At 67.6% G+C, this 20,460-nt stretch carries 27 protein-coding genes; 14 read left to right on the forward strand and 13 right to left on the reverse strand.

The window, feature by feature from the left end:
- Positions 1-18 precede the first annotated feature (18 nt).
- The 5 genes from ABZ803_RS16705 (at position 19) to ABZ803_RS16725 (ending at position 4,861) form a co-directional block, all read left to right on the forward strand.
- The gene (locus tag ABZ803_RS16705) at positions 19-1,236 is read left to right on the forward strand and encodes an acyl-CoA dehydrogenase family protein (protein WP_357038342.1); all 1,218 of its coding nucleotides are present in this window, start codon (positions 19-21) and stop codon (positions 1,234-1,236) included.
- On the forward strand, positions 1,233-2,030 hold the full coding sequence (locus tag ABZ803_RS16710; protein ID WP_357038345.1) for an SDR family oxidoreductase: 798 nt from the start codon (positions 1,233-1,235) through the stop codon (positions 2,028-2,030). The genes ABZ803_RS16705 and ABZ803_RS16710 overlap by 4 nt, the downstream gene beginning before the upstream one ends.
- Positions 2,031-2,229: 199 nt before the next feature.
- Positions 2,230-3,003: a hypothetical protein gene (locus ABZ803_RS16715; RefSeq protein ID WP_357038348.1), complete on the forward strand. Its 774-nt coding sequence runs from the start codon at positions 2,230-2,232 to the stop codon at positions 3,001-3,003.
- A gap of 45 nt (positions 3,004-3,048) precedes the next feature.
- On the forward strand, positions 3,049-3,657 hold the full coding sequence (locus ABZ803_RS16720) for a TetR/AcrR family transcriptional regulator (RefSeq protein ID WP_357038351.1): 609 nt from the start codon (positions 3,049-3,051) through the stop codon (positions 3,655-3,657).
- Positions 3,658-3,706: 49 nt separating this feature from the next.
- A complete protein-coding gene (locus tag ABZ803_RS16725) occupies positions 3,707-4,861 on the forward strand; it encodes an acetyl-CoA C-acetyltransferase (protein WP_357038976.1) in 1,155 nt (384 codons plus the stop codon).
- A gap of 121 nt (positions 4,862-4,982) precedes the next feature.
- Here ABZ803_RS16725 and ABZ803_RS16730 read toward each other — a convergent pair whose 3' ends face one another.
- The 6 genes from ABZ803_RS16730 to ABZ803_RS16755 form a co-directional block, all read right to left on the reverse strand.
- On the reverse strand, positions 4,983-5,594 hold the full coding sequence (locus ABZ803_RS16730) for a hypothetical protein (RefSeq protein WP_357038354.1): 612 nt from the start codon (positions 5,592-5,594) through the stop codon (positions 4,983-4,985).
- 153 nt (positions 5,595-5,747) lie between these two features.
- Positions 5,748-6,527: an ESX secretion-associated protein EspG gene (locus ABZ803_RS16735; RefSeq protein ID WP_357038357.1), complete on the reverse strand. Its 780-nt coding sequence runs from the start codon at positions 6,525-6,527 to the stop codon at positions 5,748-5,750.
- Complete coding sequence (locus ABZ803_RS16740) at positions 6,520-7,818, reverse strand: hypothetical protein (RefSeq protein WP_357038360.1); 1,299 nt, start codon at positions 7,816-7,818, stop codon at positions 6,520-6,522. Before ABZ803_RS16740 ends, ABZ803_RS16735 begins: the two co-directional genes overlap by 8 nt.
- Entirely contained in the window at positions 7,815-8,195 is a 381-nt protein-coding gene (locus ABZ803_RS16745; protein WP_357038363.1) for a hypothetical protein, read from the reverse strand. The genes ABZ803_RS16740 and ABZ803_RS16745 overlap by 4 nt, the downstream gene beginning before the upstream one ends.
- 9 nt (positions 8,196-8,204) lie before the next feature.
- Entirely contained in the window at positions 8,205-8,813 is a 609-nt protein-coding gene (locus tag ABZ803_RS16750; protein WP_357038366.1) for a DUF3558 domain-containing protein, read from the reverse strand.
- A 336-nt stretch (positions 8,814-9,149) separates the two neighbouring features.
- Positions 9,150-9,455 (reverse strand): DUF4254 domain-containing protein, encoded by a 306-nt coding sequence (locus ABZ803_RS16755; RefSeq protein ID WP_357038369.1) that lies wholly within the window; start codon positions 9,453-9,455, stop codon positions 9,150-9,152.
- Between the two features lie 38 nt (positions 9,456-9,493).
- On the opposite strand from ABZ803_RS16755, the gene ABZ803_RS16760 reads away from it, so the two are divergent.
- From ABZ803_RS16760 to ABZ803_RS16770, 3 genes are read left to right on the forward strand one after another with little or no spacing between them, the layout of a single operon-like run.
- Positions 9,494-9,766 carry a Scr1 family TA system antitoxin-like transcriptional regulator gene (locus tag ABZ803_RS16760; protein WP_357038372.1) on the forward strand — a complete coding sequence of 91 codons (273 nt, stop codon included), beginning with the start codon at positions 9,494-9,496 and terminating at the stop codon, positions 9,764-9,766.
- Positions 9,763-9,969 (forward strand): DUF397 domain-containing protein, encoded by a 207-nt coding sequence (locus ABZ803_RS16765; protein WP_357038375.1) that lies wholly within the window; start codon positions 9,763-9,765, stop codon positions 9,967-9,969. Before ABZ803_RS16760 ends, ABZ803_RS16765 begins: the two co-directional genes overlap by 4 nt.
- A 45-nt stretch (positions 9,970-10,014) precedes the next feature.
- Complete coding sequence (locus ABZ803_RS16770) at positions 10,015-10,233, forward strand: DUF397 domain-containing protein (RefSeq protein ID WP_357038379.1); 219 nt, start codon at positions 10,015-10,017, stop codon at positions 10,231-10,233.
- Positions 10,234-10,354: 121 nt separating this feature from the next.
- Here ABZ803_RS16770 and ABZ803_RS16775 read toward each other — a convergent pair whose 3' ends face one another.
- Positions 10,355-10,579, reverse strand: a complete 225-nt coding sequence (locus tag ABZ803_RS16775) for a hypothetical protein (RefSeq protein ID WP_357038382.1) — start codon at positions 10,577-10,579, stop codon at positions 10,355-10,357.
- A gap of 24 nt (positions 10,580-10,603) precedes the next feature.
- Complete coding sequence (locus ABZ803_RS16780) at positions 10,604-11,086, reverse strand: MarR family winged helix-turn-helix transcriptional regulator (protein ID WP_357038385.1); 483 nt, start codon at positions 11,084-11,086, stop codon at positions 10,604-10,606.
- Positions 11,087-11,197: 111 nt separating this feature from the next.
- Here ABZ803_RS16780 and ABZ803_RS16785 point away from each other — a divergent pair, with 111 nt between their 5' ends.
- The 5 genes from ABZ803_RS16785 to ABZ803_RS16805 all read left to right on the forward strand — a co-directional run bounded on the left by ABZ803_RS16785 (position 11,198) and on the right by ABZ803_RS16805 (position 15,266).
- Complete coding sequence (locus ABZ803_RS16785; RefSeq protein ID WP_357038388.1) at positions 11,198-12,040, forward strand: NAD(P)H-binding protein; 843 nt, start codon at positions 11,198-11,200, stop codon at positions 12,038-12,040.
- Positions 12,041-12,090: 50 nt separating this feature from the next.
- The gene (locus ABZ803_RS16790; RefSeq protein WP_357038391.1) at positions 12,091-13,479 is read left to right on the forward strand and encodes an MFS transporter; all 1,389 of its coding nucleotides are present in this window, start codon (positions 12,091-12,093) and stop codon (positions 13,477-13,479) included.
- Between the two features lie 262 nt (positions 13,480-13,741).
- Complete coding sequence (locus ABZ803_RS16795) at positions 13,742-14,089, forward strand: hypothetical protein (RefSeq protein ID WP_357038394.1); 348 nt, start codon at positions 13,742-13,744, stop codon at positions 14,087-14,089.
- Positions 14,090-14,151: 62 nt separating this feature from the next.
- Complete coding sequence (locus tag ABZ803_RS16800) at positions 14,152-15,066, forward strand: hypothetical protein (RefSeq protein WP_357038397.1); 915 nt, start codon at positions 14,152-14,154, stop codon at positions 15,064-15,066.
- Positions 15,042-15,266: a hypothetical protein gene (locus tag ABZ803_RS16805; RefSeq protein ID WP_357038400.1), complete on the forward strand. Its 225-nt coding sequence runs from the start codon at positions 15,042-15,044 to the stop codon at positions 15,264-15,266. The genes ABZ803_RS16800 and ABZ803_RS16805 overlap by 25 nt, the downstream gene beginning before the upstream one ends.
- Before the next feature lie 92 nt (positions 15,267-15,358).
- Here ABZ803_RS16805 and ABZ803_RS16810 read toward each other — a convergent pair whose 3' ends face one another.
- The 5 genes from ABZ803_RS16810 to ABZ803_RS16830 all read right to left on the reverse strand — a co-directional run bounded on the left by ABZ803_RS16810 (position 15,359) and on the right by ABZ803_RS16830 (position 19,586).
- The gene (locus ABZ803_RS16810) at positions 15,359-15,823 is read right to left on the reverse strand and encodes a YbhB/YbcL family Raf kinase inhibitor-like protein (RefSeq protein ID WP_357038402.1); all 465 of its coding nucleotides are present in this window, start codon (positions 15,821-15,823) and stop codon (positions 15,359-15,361) included.
- A 261-nt stretch (positions 15,824-16,084) separates the two neighbouring features.
- Positions 16,085-17,179 (reverse strand): nitronate monooxygenase, encoded by a 1,095-nt coding sequence (locus tag ABZ803_RS16815; protein WP_357038405.1) that lies wholly within the window; start codon positions 17,177-17,179, stop codon positions 16,085-16,087.
- Positions 17,176-17,934, reverse strand: a complete 759-nt coding sequence (locus ABZ803_RS16820) for a CoA-transferase (protein WP_357038408.1) — start codon at positions 17,932-17,934, stop codon at positions 17,176-17,178. Before ABZ803_RS16820 ends, ABZ803_RS16815 begins: the two co-directional genes overlap by 4 nt.
- The gene (locus ABZ803_RS16825; protein ID WP_157113875.1) at positions 17,934-18,809 is read right to left on the reverse strand and encodes a CoA-transferase; all 876 of its coding nucleotides are present in this window, start codon (positions 18,807-18,809) and stop codon (positions 17,934-17,936) included. Before ABZ803_RS16825 ends, ABZ803_RS16820 begins: the two co-directional genes overlap by 1 nt.
- 12 nt (positions 18,810-18,821) lie before the next feature.
- Positions 18,822-19,586, reverse strand: coding sequence for an enoyl-CoA hydratase family protein (locus ABZ803_RS16830; protein WP_039794869.1), 765 nt, complete (start codon positions 19,584-19,586; stop codon positions 18,822-18,824).
- A 62-nt stretch (positions 19,587-19,648) separates the two neighbouring features.
- Here ABZ803_RS16830 and ABZ803_RS16835 point away from each other — a divergent pair, with 62 nt between their 5' ends.
- Positions 19,649-20,431 (forward strand): SDR family oxidoreductase, encoded by a 783-nt coding sequence (locus tag ABZ803_RS16835; RefSeq protein ID WP_357038413.1) that lies wholly within the window; start codon positions 19,649-19,651, stop codon positions 20,429-20,431.
- Positions 20,432-20,460 lie beyond the last annotated feature (29 nt).

Genomic DNA, 20,460 nt, shown 5'->3' on the forward strand with positions numbered 1-20,460 from the left:
GTAGGTTATCCTACCGGCGTGGGTGCGATCCAGACCTCAGAATCCGACACCGCCGCTCCGGACGGGCGGTTTTCCGCTGCGCAGGACGAGCGATTCGCCGCCGAAGTGCGCGAGTGGCTGGAGGAGAATCTCAACGGAGACTTCCGCGAGCTGCGCGGCCTCGGCGGTCCCGGCCGCGAACACGAGGCGTTCGACGAACGCCTCGCCTGGGACCGGCACCTGGCCGCGGCCGGGTGGACCTGCCTGGGCTGGCCGAAGCAGTACGGCGGCCGCGAGGCCACGGTGCGCCAGCAGGTGATCTTCCACGAGGAGTACGCCAAGGCGAACGCGCCCGCGCGGGTGTCACACGTCGGCGAGGAACTGCTCGGCCCGACCCTGCTCGCGTTCGGTACCCAGGCGCAGAAGGACCGGTTCCTGCCGGGCATCCGCGATGTCAGCGAGCTGTGGTGCCAGGGCTATTCGGAACCGGGCGCGGGCTCCGACCTGGCCGCGATCACCACCGCCGCGCACCTGGACGGCGACGAGTGGTCGATCAACGGGCAGAAGATCTGGACCTCGCTCGCGCACGTCGCGGACTGGTGCTTCGTCGTCGCCCGCACCGAGCGCGGGTCCGCCAGGCACAAGGGCCTGTCCTACCTGCTGGTTCCGATGAAGCAGCCGGGCATCGACGTGCGCCCGATCATCCAGCTGACCGGCACGTCGGAATTCAACGAAGTCTTCTTCGACAACGCCCGCACCGCGGCCGACCTGGTGGTCGGCGAGCCGGGTGACGGGTGGCGCATCGCCATGGGCACGCTCACCTTCGAGCGCGGCATCTCCACTTTGGGCCAGCAGATCCGGTTCGCCCGGGAGCTGGCCGACATCGAGGCATTGGCCCGCCGCACCGGCGCGGCCGACGACCCGCTGATCGCCGACCGGATCGATCGGGCCTGGGTCGGGCTGCGAGTGCTGCGCGCGCACGCCATGCGCACGATGGAAGGCGCGGGCGTGGACGACGGCGCGGGCCAGGCCTCGGTGGCGAAACTGCTCTGGGCCAATTGGCATCGCGGCCTCGGCGAGCTGGCGATGGCCGTGCTCGGCGCCCGCGGCCTGGTGGCGGGCGAGGACGATCTCAACGAATGGCAGCGGCTGTATCTGTTCACCCGCGCCGACACCATCTACGGAGGTTCGAACGAAGTGCAGCGCAACATCATCGCCGAGCGCGTGCTCGGCCTGCCCCGCGAGGCGCGCGCGTGACCGGCCCGCTGTCGGTCGCCCCCGCGCCCGTCGCCGGGCACGGCCTGCTGACCGGGCGCGCCGCCGTGATCACCGCGGCCGCGGGCACCGGCATCGGCTCGGCCACCGCGCGCAGACTGCTGGCCGAGGGCGCGGACGTGGTGGTCTCCGACTGGCACGAGCGGCGTCTGACAGAGACCGCGGCCGAGCTGGCCGGCGAGTTCCCGGACCGGCGGGTCGCCTCGATCCCGTGCGACGTGCAGCGCACCGAACAGGTGAACGCGCTGGTCCGCGGTGCCGCCGAAGCACTCGGCCGGATCGACGTCATGGTCAACAACGCCGGGCTCGGCGGGGAGACGCCCGTGGTCGACATGACCGACGAGCAGTGGGACCGAGTCCTCGACATCACCCTCAACGGCACCTTCCGCTGCACCCGCGCCGCGCTCGGCTACTTCCGAGACGCGGGCCACGGCGGCGTCATCGTGAACAACGCCAGCGTGCTGGGCTGGCGCGCGCAGCACGGTCAGGCGCATTACGCCGCGGCGAAGGCGGGCGTCATGGCGTTGACCCGATGCAGCGCGGTCGAGGCCGCCGAGCTCGGCGTGCGGATCAACGCGGTGGCCCCGAGCATCGCCAGGCACGCTTTCCTGGACAAGGTCAGCTCCACCAAGCTGCTCGACCACCTGTCGGAGCGGGAGGCGTTCGGCCGCGCGGCCGAGCCGTGGGAGGTCGCCGCGACGATCGCCATGCTTGCCAGCGACTACACCACCTACCTGACCGGCGAGGTGGTCTCGATCAGCAGTCAACGCGCCTGAGCCGCAGCGATTCCCGGGCTCGTCCGCGCCGCGCCGGGCGGGCGAGCCCGCCCGGCGACCACCGAGCAGCCGGTTGCCCGCCGCCCCGGGCGAGTCTCCGCGCGCCGTATTGCGATCGCCTTCTCGCATCGCGCACGCCACCCGAAATGGGCGGCTGATCAGGTAGAAAAGGGCAAGCCGCGAGGGGTCGGGGTGTGCCATGCTGGATGAGATCGGATCCGCGCTCGACAAGGGGGCGATGGCTATGGGCCTGGATCGCCCACCTGCCCGCGAACAACTGGAACTCGATGTGGTGCGCGAAGTCGTGCTGGCCAGGCGACGGCTCGACAGCCTCGTCCTCTCGGCGCTCACCCTCGGCGCCGAACTCATCGAGCACACTTCCGCGAGGGCCGTCGCCACGGCCGCCATGCGCATTCTCGCGCAGCACGCCGTCGACGAGGGGGAGGTCGCCCGCGACCCGCGCCGCGCGCTGCGCGCCGATCTGGCGCGCGATCGCGAGCGTGCCCGGCGCATCGGCCTCCGCGCCGACGGGACGGAGAGCGAGCAGGAGCGGCGCAGGCAGCGCCAGACCGCCCTGCTGTGCGAGGTGCGCTCGGATCTGCTCGCGGTGGTCGCGAAATGCCGGAAGTTCCGCTTCGACCAGGTGACTTTCGCCGACGAGATCGCGCAGGGCCTGTGCGCGGCCACCGACAAGCTGGTGGTCGAGGCCGATATGGACGCCTACCACGCCTGGCAGCGCGGCATGGTGCTCAAGCTGAGCGAGGAACCCGTGCGCGGCGGCCCGCCACGGGTGATGGCCACGGTGGACGCCGGTCCGGATCGCGGTCAGCTCACCGTGGAATGGGACAGTTGCGAACGCCGTCTCGCACTCGTCGCGCGAATGGCGCGGGCGGGCGTCTCGCCCGTGATCATCTGCGATCGCCTGCTGGCCGATCTGTCGGTCTCCTCGCCGCTGCGCTACTCGGAGCGCTGAGCAGTACCTCTCGACCAAGCAAATGCTTGGTTGTATGATGGCCGTGTGCCCGCAACAGACGCCTCTAAATCAGCTCGGCGCAGTGAGTTGCTCGCCTTGGCGGCCGAATTGTTCGCCGAGCGGGGATTGCGCGCCACCACGGTGCGCGACATCGCCGACGCGGCCGGAATCCTCTCGGGGAGTCTCTATCACCACTTCGATTCCAAGGAGTCGATGGTGGATGAGATCCTGCGCGGCTTCCTCGACGAGCTGTTCGGCCGCTATCGCGAGATCGTCGCCTCCGGCCTGAGCGCGCGAGACACCTTGGAAGCCTTGGTGCTCGCCTCCTACGAGTCGTTCGACCGCTGGCACGCCGCGGTGGCGATCTACCAGACCGAGGCGAAGCGACTGCGCGAATCGGAGCGGTTCACCTACATCGCCGACTACAACCGCGAATTTCGCGAGCTGTGGCACCGCGTGCTCACCAACGGCGTGCGGGACGGCGCCTTCCGGCCGGAACTCGACGTCGAACTGGCCTACCGCTTCCTGCGTGACACGGTCTGGGTCGCGGTGCGGTGGTACCGGCCGGGTGGGCCGATCACCGTCGAGAACCTCGCAAAGCAGTACCTGACCATCGTGCTCGACGGACTCACCGTCCCCGAGCGCACCACGTAGGAGTCCTTACATGTCAGCACCTTCCGCGTCCCGTCGTCCGTATGCCCCGCTGCGGGACGCCTACGTGATCGATGCGGTACGCACCCCCGTCGGCAAGCGCGGCGGCGCGTTGGCGAGCGTGCATCCGGCCGATCTGGGTGCGGCCGCGCTGCGCGGCCTGCTGGACCGCACCCCGATCGACCCGGGCGTCGTGGACGACGTCATCGTCGGTTGCGTCGACAATGTCGGCCCGCAGGCGGGCAACATCGGCCGAACCATGTGGTTGGCCGCCGGATATCCCGAAGAGGTTCCCGGCGTCACCGTGGACCGGCAGTGCGGATCCAGCCAGCAGGCCATCAATTTCGGCGCGCAGGCCATCATGAGCGGTACCGCCGAGGTGATCGTCGCGGGCGGCGTGCAGAACATGAGCGCGATCCCGATCTCCGCGGCCATGCTGGCGGGCAGGGAGTACGGTTTCGACACCCCGTTCGTCGGCGCGCAGGGCTGGGACCACCGCTACGGCACCGGTGAGGTGACCCAGTTCCGCGCCGCCCAGCTGATCGCCGAGAAGTGGGGCATCAGCAGGGAAGAGATGGAGCGCTGGGCGCTGCGCAGCCACGAGCGGGCCCGCGACGCGATCAAGAACGGCCGCTTCGACAACGAGATCGTGCCGGTCGGCGATTTCTGGATCGACCAGGGTCCGCGCGAGACCAGCCTGGAGAAGATGGCTTCGCTGCCGCCCCTGGCCGAGGGCAGCCCGCTCACCGCCGCGGTGGCCAGCCAGATCTCCGACGGCGCCAGCGCCACCCTGCTCGCTTCGGAGTGGGCGGTGCAGGAGTACGGCTTGACCCCGCGAGCGCGCATCCACCATGTGAGCGCGCGCGGCGCGGACCCGATCTTCATGCTCACCGCACCGATTCCGGCGACCAAGTGGGCGCTGGAGAAGACCGGCCTCACCATCGACGACATCGACGTGATCGAGATCAACGAGGCGTTCGCGCCGGTGGTGCTGTCCTGGCTGAAAGAGACCGGGGCGGACCCCGAGAAGGTGAACGTCAACGGCGGCGCCATCGCGCTGGGCCACCCGCTCGGTGCGACCGGTGCGAAACTGTTCGCCACGCTGCTCAACGAACTCGAACGGATCGAGGGCCGCTACGGGCTGCTCACCATCTGCGAGGGCGGCGGCACCGCCAACGCGACGATCATCGAGCGCCTGCCCCGCTGACCGGCACCGAGCGGCACGTCGGCGAATTCGCGTCGCACGACGTGCCGCTCGGCCTGCGCATCGTGGGCGCCTCAGTCGGATGGCACGTCGTGATCCGACTGTCCTTCTGACGAAACGTCGTTCACGACGCGCTGCTCGTAGAACCGTTGGCGGATTCGCTGTCTCCGTCCCTGCGAGCGTCCGGTTTCGCGGACGAGTCCGTCACGGCGTCGCGGGCGGTGGGTCCTGCTGACGAGTCGGTTTGTCCGTCGTTGCGGGCGTCGGGTTTTGTGGACGAGTCCGTCACGGCGTCGCGGGCGGTGGGTCCTGCTGACGAGTCGGTTTGTCCGTCGTTGCGGGCGTCGGGTTTTGTGGACGAGTCTGTCTCGGCGTCGCGGGCGGTGGGTGCCGTTGACGAGTCGGTCTGTTCGTCGGTGCGCGCGTCGGGTTCTGCGGGCGACTGCGGCTCGTGCTCGCCGAGGGCGGTCGGCTTGCCCTCGCTGCCCTTACCCTTGCCTTTCCCCTTGCCCTTCCCCTCGGACTTGCCCTTTCCTTTGCCCTTCCCCTTGCCTTCGCCTTCTTCGGCGCCACTCGCGTCGGAGGGTTGACCCTGCTCTTCATCCTGCGCCAGGTAGGCGACCGAATCGCCGCCGATCGTCTCGCTCGTCGCGGGCTGCGCGACGAGACCCATCGTCAACGTGCCCGCGGCGACCGCCGCTGCCGTCACGATGACCCGAACGGTTGTCTTTCCCACTACCAAACCTCCCTGGTGATCGGTTTCGTCGGTGGAGCAGCGCGAAATTAGCACCGGGAACGAGCCGCGTATCCGGGCTCGCCGCGCCCGAATGCCCTCGTGACGAGGCCGACATCCCGCTGTGACGTAGCCCGGGAGGCCCGGATTCGTCCGCTATCGCTGCGACCGCAGGTATTCGTCGTGTTCGCGATCTTCGCGGTAGTAACGCTGGGTCAGCGCGGTGAGCCGGTTGATCTCGGCCACCATCGCGGACGGCTCCAGCGGTTTGGCGACGATGGGGTCGCCGGTCTTGACGTAGTAGCGGCCGTCCGCGTAATCCATCCACCAGAAGCCGCGTCCGAAGCTCGGGCGCGCGTCGACGGCCGGACCGGCGAGCACCGTGATCTCACCGAGGCCGAGGCGTTCGCGTTTGAAGATTCGGTCCAGTTGCGCGACGACGCCGACCTCATACGGCTTGCGCACCGGCCGTTCCCGGTCGGCGCTCACTTCTTCCCGCCGCGCTTCGATCGGCGGATGGGTGCCCGCAGGCATCTTGGGCAGCGCGGCGACCGCTTTGGCGGCCACTCGTTGCGCGGCGCAGAAACTCACGATCACGTCACCGCCGGTGTCCGGCGCGGTACCGGGAAGCTGGACCAGGGTGGCGCCGATCTGTCCGCGTACGGCCCCGTGGAAACGGAAGACGATCGACATGTCCGGGCCGCCCATCCCTTTGGACTCGACGCGCGCCTCCGGTTCCAGCAATACGTCGAGCGCCCGTTCCAGTTCGACGGCGTATCGCCCGAGTAGCGCGTCCACGGCTGCCTCGCGCTGACGCTTCAGGTCGGCGAAATCCATCTCCTCCGGCCGGTATTGCAGCGGGTAGGGCAGGCGGTCGCGACCGTAGGCTGCCCAGAGGATTTCGAACTCCTGCCCGGTGAAGCGCCAGTCAGCCATTCGGGTTTTCTCCGATGACCGGAGGGACGGACTTCGGCAAAGAGTCCAGACCGGTGAGTTCCGCACCGTTGTGCTGGCTGATCAGGTAGTCCTTGACGCCGGAGGTCTCCCGCTCGTCGTCCTTGCCGCGAGCCCCCATTCCGGGGGCCATGCCGGTCGTGCCTGCCGCGCCGGATCGAGCCGCTTGGCTGCCGGTTGCCGTGGCCGCTGGAAGGGCGTTCGGCTGCTGTGGACCGGCGGGAACGTTGCGGCCCGGTGCCGGAGTGGCGGTGGAATTCGGCGTACCGGGACTGCTCGGGCTGCCGGATCGCCGGGGCGCGCTCGGGCTCGTGGTACCGGGTCGACCCGGTGTGGCGGTAGTGATGTTCGGGCTCGGTGTGGTGGTGCTGCTCGGCGTCGTGGACGGGGTGGTCGAGGTGGTCGGTTGCACGCTGGCCGGCTGGTCCACCCCCGCCGGAGTGACCGACTGGGGCGTGGTGGCTGCGGGGTCGGCCAGGGGCGATTCCTGCGGGTCACCGCCGGACGGTTCGGTGGATTCCGGCTCCGCGCCCGCAGGATCGGCCGAACTGGAAGTCGCTTGTGGTGCAGCAGAATTCGATGTACCAGGTGACGACGGGACTGGCTGCCCGCTATCCGCCACGATCTGCGGAGCGGTGGGCAGGACAGGTACGCCGTGGTCGGTTTGAGTGGCGACCTGCCCGTACACCGTGCGAAGGATCCGCCGCGCTTCCTGCGTGGCCTCCTCCTCGGTGTAATCACCCGCCTTCATGACGCCGTCCTGCGGCAACGTCTTACCCGTCAGGTCCGGGCGTTCGGTGGCCTGCGGCATCAACGCCTGCGTCTGCTCGAGACCGGTATGCATCTCCGACAGTTTGAAACTCACCAGACAAGCGGCATCGGCCAGGTTCTCCGACTGATTGCGGTAGTTCGTGACCGCGTCGGCCGCCGCCTTGCCGGATTGCCCCGTCCACCCCGGATTCGTGCCGTCACCGGTCACGGTGCGGCCGAACTGCTCGTTGAACGCCTGAATCGCACCGGTCAGGTTCATCCCGATGTTCAGCCAAGCCTCGGACGCCTCCCGCACCGTCCCCGGCCGCATCGCGTTCACGGCATCGACCATCTGCGCCAACGTCATACTGTCGTAGTTGTCCGGTCCGGGAATCCGCGGCGGCTCGTATTCCCCTTGAAACGACGTGCCCAACCGACTGGTGAAGTCGTAGATCGTGTCGCGCTCCCGATTCCACTGCTCCTGCGCGGCGATGATCCGGTTCCGGTACTCGTCGTAGGTCATGGCTGGGCATCCAGACCGGTGAACTGGTCGGCCCTGGACTGATCCAGCTCCACGAAGTTCGCAATAGCCTTGGCCACAACCTCTTTCGCGATCTTCACCGCGTCGATGTGCTGCATGAGGACGGCGTCCAATGACGCAGCTGTTCCGGATGCCTTCAGCTTGAACTTGTCTTCCAGTGCCTGACCTGACGGAAACGTACCGAATCCCGATATCCGCTGGATGTAGGCGGACGACTCCAAAATCCCATCGAGCTTGTCGAGATAGTCGTCGCAGGCCTTGTCCAGACCCTTGCCGACTTCCGGATGCAAAGTGAGTTCGCCGGCATTGGCTGAGTCCAGAAGTCCCCGCCACTCGACCGGATCTACGCCGAGATACACATCCCCTCCTCAACTACCCGGCAAGTAACTGGCCAGATCCTGCGCGTGGCTGCGCGCTTGGACGCACGGATCCCCTTGCTTGCCGACGGAGTATCGAGTAGTTACGTAGAACATCACAGTGCCGCGCGGGACTTCTACCGCAACAGTGCAATTGAGTCGTTGAGCGTCTCCGGCGTCCAGGAATTGGACGGCCTGGCGCGTGCCCACCGCAAGTGGTGAGAACGCCTCGAAATCGGAGCGTTTCCGGATGTCGTCCATGGTCGGCGCTCCGGAAAGGACGCCGAGGCTGTACCAACGCGCTGTGGCCCGCCAGCTACAGACCTTCCAGCCGGTGAATTCGACTCCTGCGACATCCTTCGTCTTGGTCGCGGCATCCAAACCGGTCCCAGAGATGGTTGACTCCGGAAGGCTGCATGGGTCCCACAGAGAAGCGTCGGGGTCTGCTGATTTCGTAGCGGCGGAGGTTGTCACCGAGGCGGGAGTAGTCGATTTCGGAGTGTCCCCGGTGCTGTCCTCACATCCGGCCAGCACCACCACCGCACCCATCGCGAGTGCGGCACCACGCAGAAACTTCCCCCAGCTCGTCATCGGTTCCTCACCGCCGGTGCCGTAACGCATCGACGGGGGCCGGACCGGCTTATCCGCCCCCTGCAAGCTGGGATCGACGCTACTGGCCGGTCCTCTTGGGTGCAACCAGGTCGGTGCTGATTCACGCCATCGCAATTGTGAAGTTGTGCAATACACCTCACCAGCCACGATCGGGTGCGAGGGTGAGCGCCTCACGCCCTCAGTGCTGTCTACGTCTCGGCCAGGAAACCGGCCTTCTTCGGCGCGGGCATCGCAGCAGGCGGCATCAGCTCCAACCTGCGCGACAGGCGAGCTCCCCGATACGACTCCACGTGAGTTCGGTGGTTTGTATCCTGTCTCCGCCGACCCGCCGGGAGCCGTACCGCGCTACGGCCCGCCCGGCAGGCGCCGTTGTCCCGTCCCCACTTCGTCCTTCAAGTCTTCGTAGCCGACCGCCAGTTCCGCCAGACGTTCCCATGCGTCGCCGAGGACCCAATTCGAGCTGCTTGCCAACGCCGCGTAGGCGAGTGCGGTGTACTCGGCGAGGCGGTCTACCACCGAGCCGACCGTCTCGGTGTGGACGCGGGCCGCCCCGAGAGATGGTCGGAGCTGGGCGGTGACCCAGCGGTCGATGTCGCGGACCAGGCGGGCGCGGCATTGATCGATCGACTCGGCTTGCGCCAGTCCGGCCACAACTGCATCACCTGGCTGAGGTCGGGAAATTGCCCAATGTGACAATCCGAATCCTGCCGTTCTCGGCTGGAGCGCCAGTCGGTGATCCTGTAGGGCAGTTCGCGATTCTGGAGTTCGAAGAGAACCTTCAAGGGGTGTCAGTGTCACCTCCGGTCGCCTATCTCGAAACCTTCACGGGCTGCATGTATTTGGAAAAACCAGACGATGTGCAGCGGTACGATCGAGTGCATGACAGTCTCCGACGGGCGGCGTTTGATGAAGCGGCCAGCAGGAGTCTGCTCCGCCAGATAGCGAAGGAGTTCTCAGCATGACTGCCGATCTATCCAAGGCCGACTGGTTCAAGAGCAGCTACAGCGCGACTCATTCGGATTGCGTCGAAGCCGCGTTCTTGGACGGTGGCCAAGTCGGCGTGCGGGACTCGAAGAACCCGACCGGCCCAGCGCTTGTGTTTCAGCCTCGCGCATGGGATGTGTTCACCGCTGGCTTCATCGCTGATGACCTGCATCGGCGATAGTCGTCACATTCTGCTGTTCATTGGGTCGAGTCAAGGCGGTTTGGCGTGGTAGTCGGAGATGTCGAGGGCGGGGCCGAATGGTTCAAGAGCAGCCATAGTGCAACCCAAGCCGATTGTGTCGAGGTTGCTTTTCTCTCGAGCGGCCAGGTCGGCCTGCGAGATTCCAAGGATCCCGACGGCCCCACGCTCGTCTTCGACCCTGGCGAGTGGGACGCCTTCACCACACGCGTGCACGCTGGAAGGTTCGCTCGCACACGGGCCTGAGTAACCGAGCCGCAGAGCTTTCGGCGCCTCGGGGTCAGACGACTTCGGGGCGCCGCCTTCTATTGGTGTCCGGCGTGGCCCGCCCTCTTCCGGTTGGTCCGCTTCTGGTCACGCCGCTGGGTCAACCAAGCGCTGACCGGCGGAACCGGATGGTGGCTTGCGTCAGGTCCAATATGTCCAGGTCGTCGAAGCGGTTGCGGCCGAGCTGGAGACCGCCGAGGAGGCCACCCTCACCACCGTCGCCACTCGACTCGGCCTCGATCACTCCGGAGCCAGCCGCATGGTCCGTGATGCCGTCGCGGCGGGCGATCTCACCCGCGCCGACTCCGACGAGAGGCAATCTCATGAGTGCCCCGCCGTCTCGGGGGTTCTAGGCGTTTTTCTCCGGCCCCCGGTCCTTCAGCACCGCAAGTGAATCCACGTACTGGAGCAGGAGGCGGGCCAGTTCCAGACGGTCGTGCTCCGACCAGTCGGCGGTGATGTAGTCGTAGGCGTCGCGCTGGTGCTTGCGGAAGCGGGCCATGAGGTCTCGGCCGGCATCGCTGAGTTCGAGGATCGTGCGGCGGCCATCTTGCTGTGAGGCGGCGCGTATGAGATAGCCGGCTTTGATGTTGTCGCTGACCATGCGGCTGGCCACGGACGGGTCGACGCCGAGCATCTCGGCGATCATGCCAACGGTGATCTCGTTGCCCTGACTGTGCTCCAGTACCAGATTGAGCACCAGTGTGCGGTTCAAATCCTTGGCGGAGATGGGGTTCGCCACATCCAGCATCGAGGTCCGCCGCAGTTTTCCGAACGCCGGGCCCACCGCGTTGAGCAGGTCGTCGGCGGTCGGCCCATCCTTCGCAGTCATGTGCACATGGTAACTCCATGTTCAAGTTTCGATGTGTGTTGACAAGCAAATGCGTGCATAGCAACATGTATTTGTGCACAAGCACAGATCATTCCTCGAACCGGAGAACTCATGACCTTCCTTGTCACCGGCGCCCGCGGCCGGATCGGCCAGGCGATCATCACCGCCCTGCATGCCGCCGACCTGCCTGTCCGTGCCGCCAGCGCCGACCCGGCCGCCCTCACCGTCCCCGCAGGAGTCGAAGTCGCCGAACTGCGCCTCGACACCCCCGAAACCTTCGGCCCCGCGCTGGAGGGCGTCACCGGGGTCTTTCTCTATCCCGAACCCGCCGGCATCGACGCCTTCATCACCACCGCCCAGCGCGCCGGTGTCGAACACATCGTGCTGCTGTCGTCCTCGGCTGTCCTGTCCCCCGACGCCGAAGACGACCCCCTCGCCTCCCACAACCTTGCCGTCGAAAGGGCCTTGGCCGCTTCGAATCTCACCGCCACCGTGCTGCGCCCCGATAGCTTCGCCACCAATGCCCTCGGCTGGGCCCACCTCATCAGCAACGGCATGCCCGTCGAGCACGCCTACCCGGATGCCGCCATGGCGGTCATCCACCCCACCGACATCGCCGATATCGCCGTCGCCGCTCTCACCGCGGACGAGCTGCGCGGCCGAACCGTCACCCTGACCGGCCCGGAGCTGCTCACCTTCCGCGAACAGCTCGCCATCGTCTGCGACGTCCTCGGACGCGACATCCCCATGGTTCCCATCACCCGCGCCGCGGCCGAGCAGCAGATGAGCCGGCACATGCCGCCCACCTTCGTCGGCTCCCTGCTCGACTACTGGGCCACCGCCACCGAACGACCCGCCCCTGTCGCCGAGACCACGGAATCCCTGCTCGGCACGCGTGCCCGCGGCTTCGAGCAGTGGGTCCGCGAGAACGTCGGCGCCTTCTCCCCGGCTTGATCCAATCTCGTGCCTCCTATCCGAGGCTCGTGTCCTGAAAAGGCATTTCCATGTCCACAGACCTGGCCCCCGACCTCCGCGCTGCGGCGCGCGCTCGCTGGGCCGTTCTCGCTGTCATCCTGTTCGCGTCCGTCCTCGACCTGCTTGATGCCACCATCACCAATATCGCCGCACCCACTATCGCCGCCGATCTCGGTGGCGGGGCGGCTCTCGTGCAATGGCTCGGCGCGTCGTACTCCCTTGCCATGGGGGTGCTGCTGGTGGTCGGCGGGCGGCTCGGCGACAAGTTCGGGCGCCGCAGACTGTTCCTCATCGGCATCATCGGCTTCACCTTCGCCTCCATCGCCTGCGGGCTTGCGCTCGGTCCCGCTTCCGTCGTCGTGTTTCGCGTTCTGCAAGGTGGTTTCGGCGCACTGCTCATTCCGCAGGGGTTCGGCATACTCACCGCTGTCTTCCCCCGCAATGAACTGGCCAAGGCCTTCGGTGTCTTCGCACCCGCCCTCGGCCTGTCCGCCGTCGGCGGACCGCTTCTCGCCGGGTTTCTCATCGACGCAAACCTTTTCGGATTCGGCTGGCGGTCGATGTTCCTGATCAATATCGTGCTCGGCGGCCTGGCCATCGCGCTGGCCGCCCGGCTGCTGCCCCGTGACGACGGCGATCGCTCCGTCACCGTGGACGGACTCGGTTCTGTTCTGCTCGCAGCAGCCATGTTCGGCGTGCTCTACGGATTGATCGAGGGCTCAGCACACGGATGGTCGGTCGCGCCGATCCTGTCATTCCTTACCGGACTCGTCTTCTTCGCGTTGTTCGGGCTACGCCAGCACAGTGCCGCAAGCCCCTTGATCGAGCCCTCGCTGCTGCACAATCGCGGGTTCACATCGGGCCTGTCGCTGGGCTTTCTGTATTTCGCCGCGACATCCGGGTTGCTGCTCGTACTGTCGCTGTACCTACAGGAAGTGCTGCGCCGCAGCCCGACCCAGACCTCACTCGGACTCGCGCCGGTCGCCGTCGGGATCATCGTCTCTTCCATCGCGGCACATCAACTGCTCGAACGGCTCGGTCGCACACTGGTCACCGCCGGGCTCCTGCTCACCCTGCTCGGCACGCTCACGCTACTGGCCCTCGTCGCGGCGATCGATCCCACACCACCGATGCTGATCGTGCCTGCATTTCTCACCGGCCTCGGTCTGGGAGCCTGCTTCGGCAGCATCTACCAGGTCACCCTCGGCGATATCGATCCGAGCGAATCCGGCAGCGCCAGCGGTTCACTGTCCGCTGTCCAGCAGTTGGCCAACAGCCTCGGCGCGGCCGCTGTCACCACCGTGTACTTCCACACCACCGGCACAGCCGCCGCCCTGGCCGCGGTCGTCGCCATCACCGCGCTGTGCTGCGTCGTGCTCCCGTTGCTACCACGACATGCGCCACCGCAATCTCGCTGAGACCTCCCGCGCCCCGCGCCCGTCCTGCCTGGCGGGACGGGCGCGAGGTGCGGGCCATCCATCCGCGATAGCGTGGTCTATTGCCATTCATGCACGCTGACCAGGTCGAACGCCGTGTCGGCGCATGTGTCGGGCCGGTGAGTGGGGATGCCAACCGGTCGGAGAACGCCCGAGTCGCCAGGGTCCGGCATTGATCGCAAACGTGTCGTAGCGTCGGACTGTTCGACGAATATTGATCATCCATTTCTGTAAAATCGCGGGGATGGCGAACACCGTTGCGCTCGAATCGCTTTCCTTCGATCGCGATGCCTTGGACGCGATCGGCGGGAGCGGAGCGCTGATCGGGTACGCCCGCGTCTCGACTCAGGACCAGCCTTCGGGCCGGGAGACCCGCGCCCTGAAAGCCGCCGGACGCCTGGCCACCGCACCGGCCCGCGGGCAACGCCTCGGCCTGCGTACGGCGGTGCCCGACGAACAGGTCCGCCGAGCCCGCGCTCCGCGTACCCGGCCCGACGAGTCGGTGTCGTCGATCACGCGACTTCTGGGTGTCTCCCGCATGAGGTGGTACAAGTACGTACGCGACCCGGGGCAGGGATCGCCGATCCGGTGAGGGGCGCGGGGGCCAATGCCGTCTGGGAGTTACTCAGGCGACTCCGTGACGATCTGCGCGGAATGCTGCGCCGCCAGGCCGAGGGCCACAACGCTTGGATACACGGCAAAGCCGAAGGCGTCAGAGAAACCGATCGCGTCATCCGGAGAAGCGACCAGGAGGGATACGACCGGATCGCGGGCACCCGAAATCCAAGCGATGCCGCGGACGGTTCGGCTCCTGACGCCGCGCGCTCCGGGCGGACACCGCTCACTGATTTGTCGCATATGCGGCCGCTGGGTGACCTCTTCGACCGCGCTCGGCGCGGCGATCTCGACGACTACGACCTGACCCGGGAGCTGGGAGGACTACAGCGGAGGTACGGCCCCTATCACCTCGAGGATCTCGACGCCTGGTACGAACAGCCTTGGGAACGCGAGGACGGAAGCATGCACCCCGACAACGTGGGGTTCACCGCGAAGATCTCCGGCCCCGGCGGAGAAGACGCCGGATCGCTGCTCTATAGCTTCACGCGCGACAACGACGGGAGGCTCGTAGTCACCCATGATTTCACCGAACTGAACGAAGGCTTCACCGGCAAAGGATTCTCCACTGCCTTCGCCGCATCCACCGAGGACTACTTCCGCCGATCGGGCGTGGACAGAATAGAGCTGACCGCCACGCGGCTACGGGAAGGCGACGCACTCGACGGCGCGGTCGCCTGGGCCAAGGCCGGTTACGACTGGAACCCGGATCCGGGGAAACTGGCGAAGTCCGTCAACAGCATGAGATCCAGGATCGATTCACTGCTCGACGGGGACATAGGCACGCTGAGCCCCGCCGACACAGCGCTACTTCAGGACATGCGCACCCGATTCGACGGACCGCCGGCCGGATTCCCCTCACCTCAGGAACTGGTCATGCTCACCGGCGACAACCTGAAACTCGGCGAGGAACTGATGAAAGGATCGTCATGGCACGGGATGAAGAAACTGTGACTCCCACCCCGGAGGAACGTGAGTTCATCGAGGCCCGCGGCAAAGCGACCTCCACCCACTTCATGCGGTTCGTCACCGAACGCGGCCTCGACACCGACCCCGATACCTGGCCCGCGGCCGACCGGGAAGAATTCGACCGGCAAGCACGCCGGCTCATCGAGGAATGGAAACACCGCGCACGCGAAACCTTCGGCCTGTGAACATCACCCACGGCGCGGCGCCCCACCGGCTGCCCCTGCTGATGTCGATCTGGCCACCGCGCCCGATCTGGTCGGAACCGGAATGCGGGCTGCTACCGGTCGACGGTGTAGGTACCGATGAGGCGGCCATCTCCCATGCTGGCGTCGACGATGGCGGATCTGGCGTCTGCCGGTGAGGTCTGGGAGTCGACCCGGACGGGGTGGGAGAGGGCGTACACGATGAAGCGGTAGTGGTGGGTGCCGGTTCCCGCGGGTGGGCACGGGCCGAAGTATTCGGCTCGGTTGGCGCTGTTCAGGCTGACCACCCCGCCCGCGGGCGTCTGCCCCTCCTCCGTGGACGTGGTGGCCGGTGGGATATCGCTGACCACCCAGTGGGTGAACAGGCCGCTGGGGGCGTCGGGATCGTCCACGATCAGGGCGAGACCGGCGGCCTGCGGGGGAGCTGTCCAGGCCAGCGGAGGCGACTCGTTTCTGCCCTCGCAGGTGTAGACGGCAGGGATCGGATCGCCATGGTTGAAAGCGGTACTACGCACCGAGATCTCGGTCGTCGCGGGCATCGCGGCCTCCGCTCGGGTCGAGGATTGGAGTCGAGTCCTGCGATTCGCCTGTTCCGGTCCGTACGGACGAGCCCGGCGCGCGACGGCGGCGGATACCAGGCGAACCCGGTATGTCGTTGTCAGTCCAGCGTAAGCCGCCGAGGCTCGACCGACCAGGCACGGCCGCAAACACGCCGTTACCGGCGGGCTTCGCGGGCCGTCGCCTGTTCTGGCCCGATGCCGATAGAAGGTGATGGCGGCCGCGATCGCGGCCACCATCCGTCAGTCGGACCCCGTCGCCGCCGCTTGTTGCGTTCCGGCGAGCGCCGCGATCGTCTCGATCCGCGCCACCGCGTCGGTGACGATCCTGTCGATCAACTCTTCGCACGTCGGCAGGTCGTCGATGATCCCGGTGACCTGACCCGCGGCGAGCACGCCCGCCTGAGTGTTGCCCTCGACCAATCCGGCGCGCAACAGCATCGGCGTGTTCGCGGCCATCACGACCTGGGACCAGCTGAGGTCCTTGGTCTTTCGCATGGCCAGGCCGTCGCGAATCATGGTCGACCACTTCATGCCGGTCATGCTCTTGAACCGGGCCGCGTTGCCCACGGCGGCGGTGAGCCCGCGCCAGCGGCCCGAATGCTCCAGCCGCTGCACCAATTCGGTGTTCAGCACGCGGTGCGGCATGCCGTCGACCTTGAGTGACACCACGGTGTCCTGGAGCTGTCGCCGCAGGTACTCCTGCTTGACCGTGTCGGGAACGGTGCTCTCCTGGGTGAGCAGGAACCGGGTGCCCATCGCGACACCCGCCGCGCCATAGGCCAGGGCGGCGGCCAGGCCGCGCCCGTCGAAGAACCCGCCCGCCGCGACAACGGGGATGTCCACCGCGTCCAGCACGGAGGGCAGCAGCAGGGTGGTGGCGACCGGGCCGGTGTGCCCGCCGCCCTCTCCGCCCTGCACGATCACCGCGTCCGCGCCCCAGGACGCCACTTTGACCGCGTGCTTGGCCGCGCCGATGGACGGGATGACCACCACGCCCGCGTCTTTCAACTTCGCGATCAGGTCCTGCTTGGGCGCGAGCGCGAACGACGCGACCGCCACCTTCTCCCGGATCAGCAGATCGATCCGGTCGGGCGCGTCCGCCGCGTCGGCGCGGATGTTCACGCCGAACGGCTTCGCGGTGTGCGATTTGGTCTTCGCGATGGCCGCCTCGAGCTCGGCGAACGTCATGGTGGCGGAGGCGAGGATGCCGAGCCCGCCCGCTTCGGCGGTGGCCGACACCAGGCTCGGGCCCGCGACCCAGCCCATGCCGGTCTGCACGATCGGGTGTTCGATGCCGACCAGATCGGTCAGCGCGGTGCGCAGGCGCGGGCTCATGACGGGACCTCGGTTTCGCGGATCTTCTTGGGGTCGAGCACCTCCCGGATCAGCCGCAGCTCCTCGGCGCTGGGCTGCCTGGTCTCGCCGGCCTCGGCGAGACCGGCGATCTCGAACGAGGTGTTCTCGGCGACCTCGTCGGCGGTGACGCCGGGATGCAGGCTGCGGGCGCGCATGGTGTGGCCGGCGCCCTCGAAATCGAAGACGCCCAGATTGGTCACCACGCGGTGCAGGTGGTGGAAGCGGTAGGCCGGGTCGGCGGCGTCGACCTTGTCGTAGCCCACACCGGAGACGATGTCGACACTGTCTGTGAAGACGCGATTCGTGTGCCGCGCGACCCAGTAGCTGGTGGCGTGGTTGATCGTGTTGCCCGGCGCGCCGCGCACACCGAACATCTGCCGGGTCGGCTGCTGGAGCGAGCCGAACGCCGAGAGGTTCTGGTTGCCGAACCGGTCGATCTGGTTGGCGCCCATCACCACGTGCCGCCGGCCGGAGGCCACCACGTCGAAGACTCTCCGGAACGGAATCCAGCCTTCGATCGGTGCCTTTCCGCCCAGCGGGGGCGTGTCGGCGAACAGCAGCGCCTCCCCGTCGGACAGCAGCAGATCCGGTTCGGTGGTGAGTTTGGCCAGGCGCGCGCCGATGATCGACATCGGCGACATCGGGCTGGCCATGATCTCCCCGGCGCCGCTGAAGATCTCGGCGCAGGCGACGGCGCAGATCTCGGCGCGGGTGACGGTTTCGGTGCTGGTCATCACGCCTCCTCGGCGAATCGGCGGACGGCGGCCTGGTACTGCTCCTCGGAGCCGGCCAGATAGGTGTCGACGAACCGCTGCCACGCCTCCGGCGTCTTCGCGGATTCGACGTAGTGCTTCTGGAACTTCTCGTCCCGGCCGTAGTCGTCTCCGGCCAGGGTGAAGTGCGCGCCACCCGGCGCCTCGACCACGCCGTCCACCATCATGCGGTTGAGCAGCAGTGCTTGCAGCGGAACGGTTTTCACCAGTTCCTCGGTCTCCACCACGCGCTCGACCGAGACGTAGCGGCGCTGCGCGGCCAGGCAGAACAGGTCGTCGAAGTACGGGTCGACGCCGGTGTAGGCGGCGTTGCCGTGCGCGTCGCCCAGGTTCAGGTGCACCAGCGCGGCATCGAGATTCAGCGCGGGCATGGCGATCAGAGTCTCGGGCGCGCCGTCGACGGGGTAGGGCGATTCGACCGTCTTCAGCTCGCCCTCCCAGAAGTTCGGCACGTCGGAGCCGAGCCCGGCGCGGATCGGCAGGAACGGCAGTCGCGCCGCGGCCGCCTCCAGCCCGCACTTGAGCATGCCCTCGTCCATCTCGCGGGCGGTCAGCGCGCCGGAGGTGCGCGCCTTGGCGAACCACGGGTCGTAGAACGGCGGCGAATCCAGCGACACGAAGCCGTAGTACGCCTTGCGAACCTTCCCCGCCGAGCACAGCAGCCCCAGGTCGGGCCCGCCATAGCCGACCACGGTCAGATCCGTGATGTCCGAACGCAGGATGGCTCGCACCAGCGCCATCGGCTTGCGCCGCGACCCCCAGCCGCCGATGCCGATGGTCATCCCGCTGCGCAGCTCGCCGACGACCTCGTCGAGCGACATCCGCTTGTCTCGCATGGAAATTCCTCTCTACTGCCCGCTCTTGCGCGCCGCGAGATCGTCGTCGAACCGGGCGCGGATCTCGTCGGCGACGCCGGCGAGGTTGAGTTCGAAGGTGAAGCCCTGCTCGTACCGGTAGCTGCGGTGCACGTCCTGCACGTCGATGCCGTTCAGGGCCCGCTTGGCCGCCCGGATCACCCGGCCGTCCTTGGCCGCGATGTTCTTGGCCAGTTCCAAGGCGGCGGCGTCGAGTTCGGCGCGCGGCACCACCTGGTAGACCGAGCCGTAGTGGTGCAACTGCTGTGCGGTGATGGTGCTCGCGGTGTAGAACAGCGCCCGCATCAGGTGCTGGGGTACCAGCCGTGCGAGGTGGGTCGCCGCGCCGAGGGCGCCGCGGTCGACCTCGGGCAGCCCGAAGGTGGCGTCGTCGGAGGCGATCACCACATCCGCGTTGCCCACCAAGCCGATGCCGCCGCCGAGACAGAAGCCCTGGACCACCGCGATCACCGGCACCTGGCACTCGTACACCGCGGCGAACGCCTCGAAGCAGCCGTGATTGGCGTCGATCAGCGCCTGGTGGCCCGGCTTGCTCTGGATCTCCTTGATGTCCACGCCCGCGTTGAACCCGCGGTTCTCCGCGCGCAGCACCACCACCTTGGTGTCCGGATCCCGGCCCGCCGCGCGCACTTCATCGGCTATGGCGAACCAGCCGTCGGTAGGGATGGCGTTGACCGGCGGATAGTCCACCGTGACCACGCTGATGCCGGTCGATTCGGAGTGGCGGTTGATCCCCATGGCACTTCCCGTCGTGTGTGAACGCATTGGCAAAGCAAGCAGTTGCTTGGTAGGTTAGCACGGTGGCACTCGAAATCGATCTGGCCGAGCGCGTCGTTCTGGTGACCGGCGGCGTGCGCGGCGTCGGCGCGGGCGTGAGCAAGGCGTTCCTAGCCGCGGGCGCGACCGTCGTGGCGTGCGCGCGGCGACCGGCGGACGCGCCCGTCGAAGTCGACGGGCGCGCGATCGAGTACATGCCTTGCGATGTGCGGGACGCGGACGCGGTGCGCGCGCTGATCGAGGGGATCGTCGAGCGCCACGGCCGCCTCGACCACCTGGTCAACAACGCCGGTGGCGCTCCCTTCGCGCTCGCCGCCGACGCGAGCAAGAACTTCCACACCAAGATCGTCGAGCTGAACCTGCTCGCTCCGCTGCTGATGGCGCAGGCCGCCAACGCGGTGATGCAGCGGCAGGACGAGGGCGGCTCGATCGTGAACGTGTCGAGCGTCAGCGGGCACCGTCCGTCGCCGGGCACCGCGGCCTACGGCGCGGCCAAGGCGGGCATGGACAGCCTCACCGGTTCGCTCGCCGTCGAGTGGGCTCCGAAAGTGCGGGTGAACTCGCTGGTGGTGGGCCCGGTGAACACCGAACTGAGTCAGCTGCACTACGGCGATCAGGACGGCGTCGACGCGGTGGGCCGAACCATCCCGCTGGGCCGCATGGCCCGCCCCGACGACGTCGGCCGCTGCGCGGTGTTCCTGGCCTCGCCGCTGGCCGCCTACGTCAGCGGCGCGACTCTGCTGGTGCACGGCGGGGGTGAGCGGCCCGCCTTCCTCGCCGCCTCCACCGCCGACCAGCAGTCCTGAACACAGGAGCAGTCATGAGCGGTCGGTCG

It is taken from the genome of Nocardia sp. NPDC047648, from assembly GCF_040642815.1.
GTDB classification, from domain to species: domain Bacteria; phylum Actinomycetota; class Actinomycetes; order Mycobacteriales; family Mycobacteriaceae; genus Nocardia; species Nocardia gamkensis.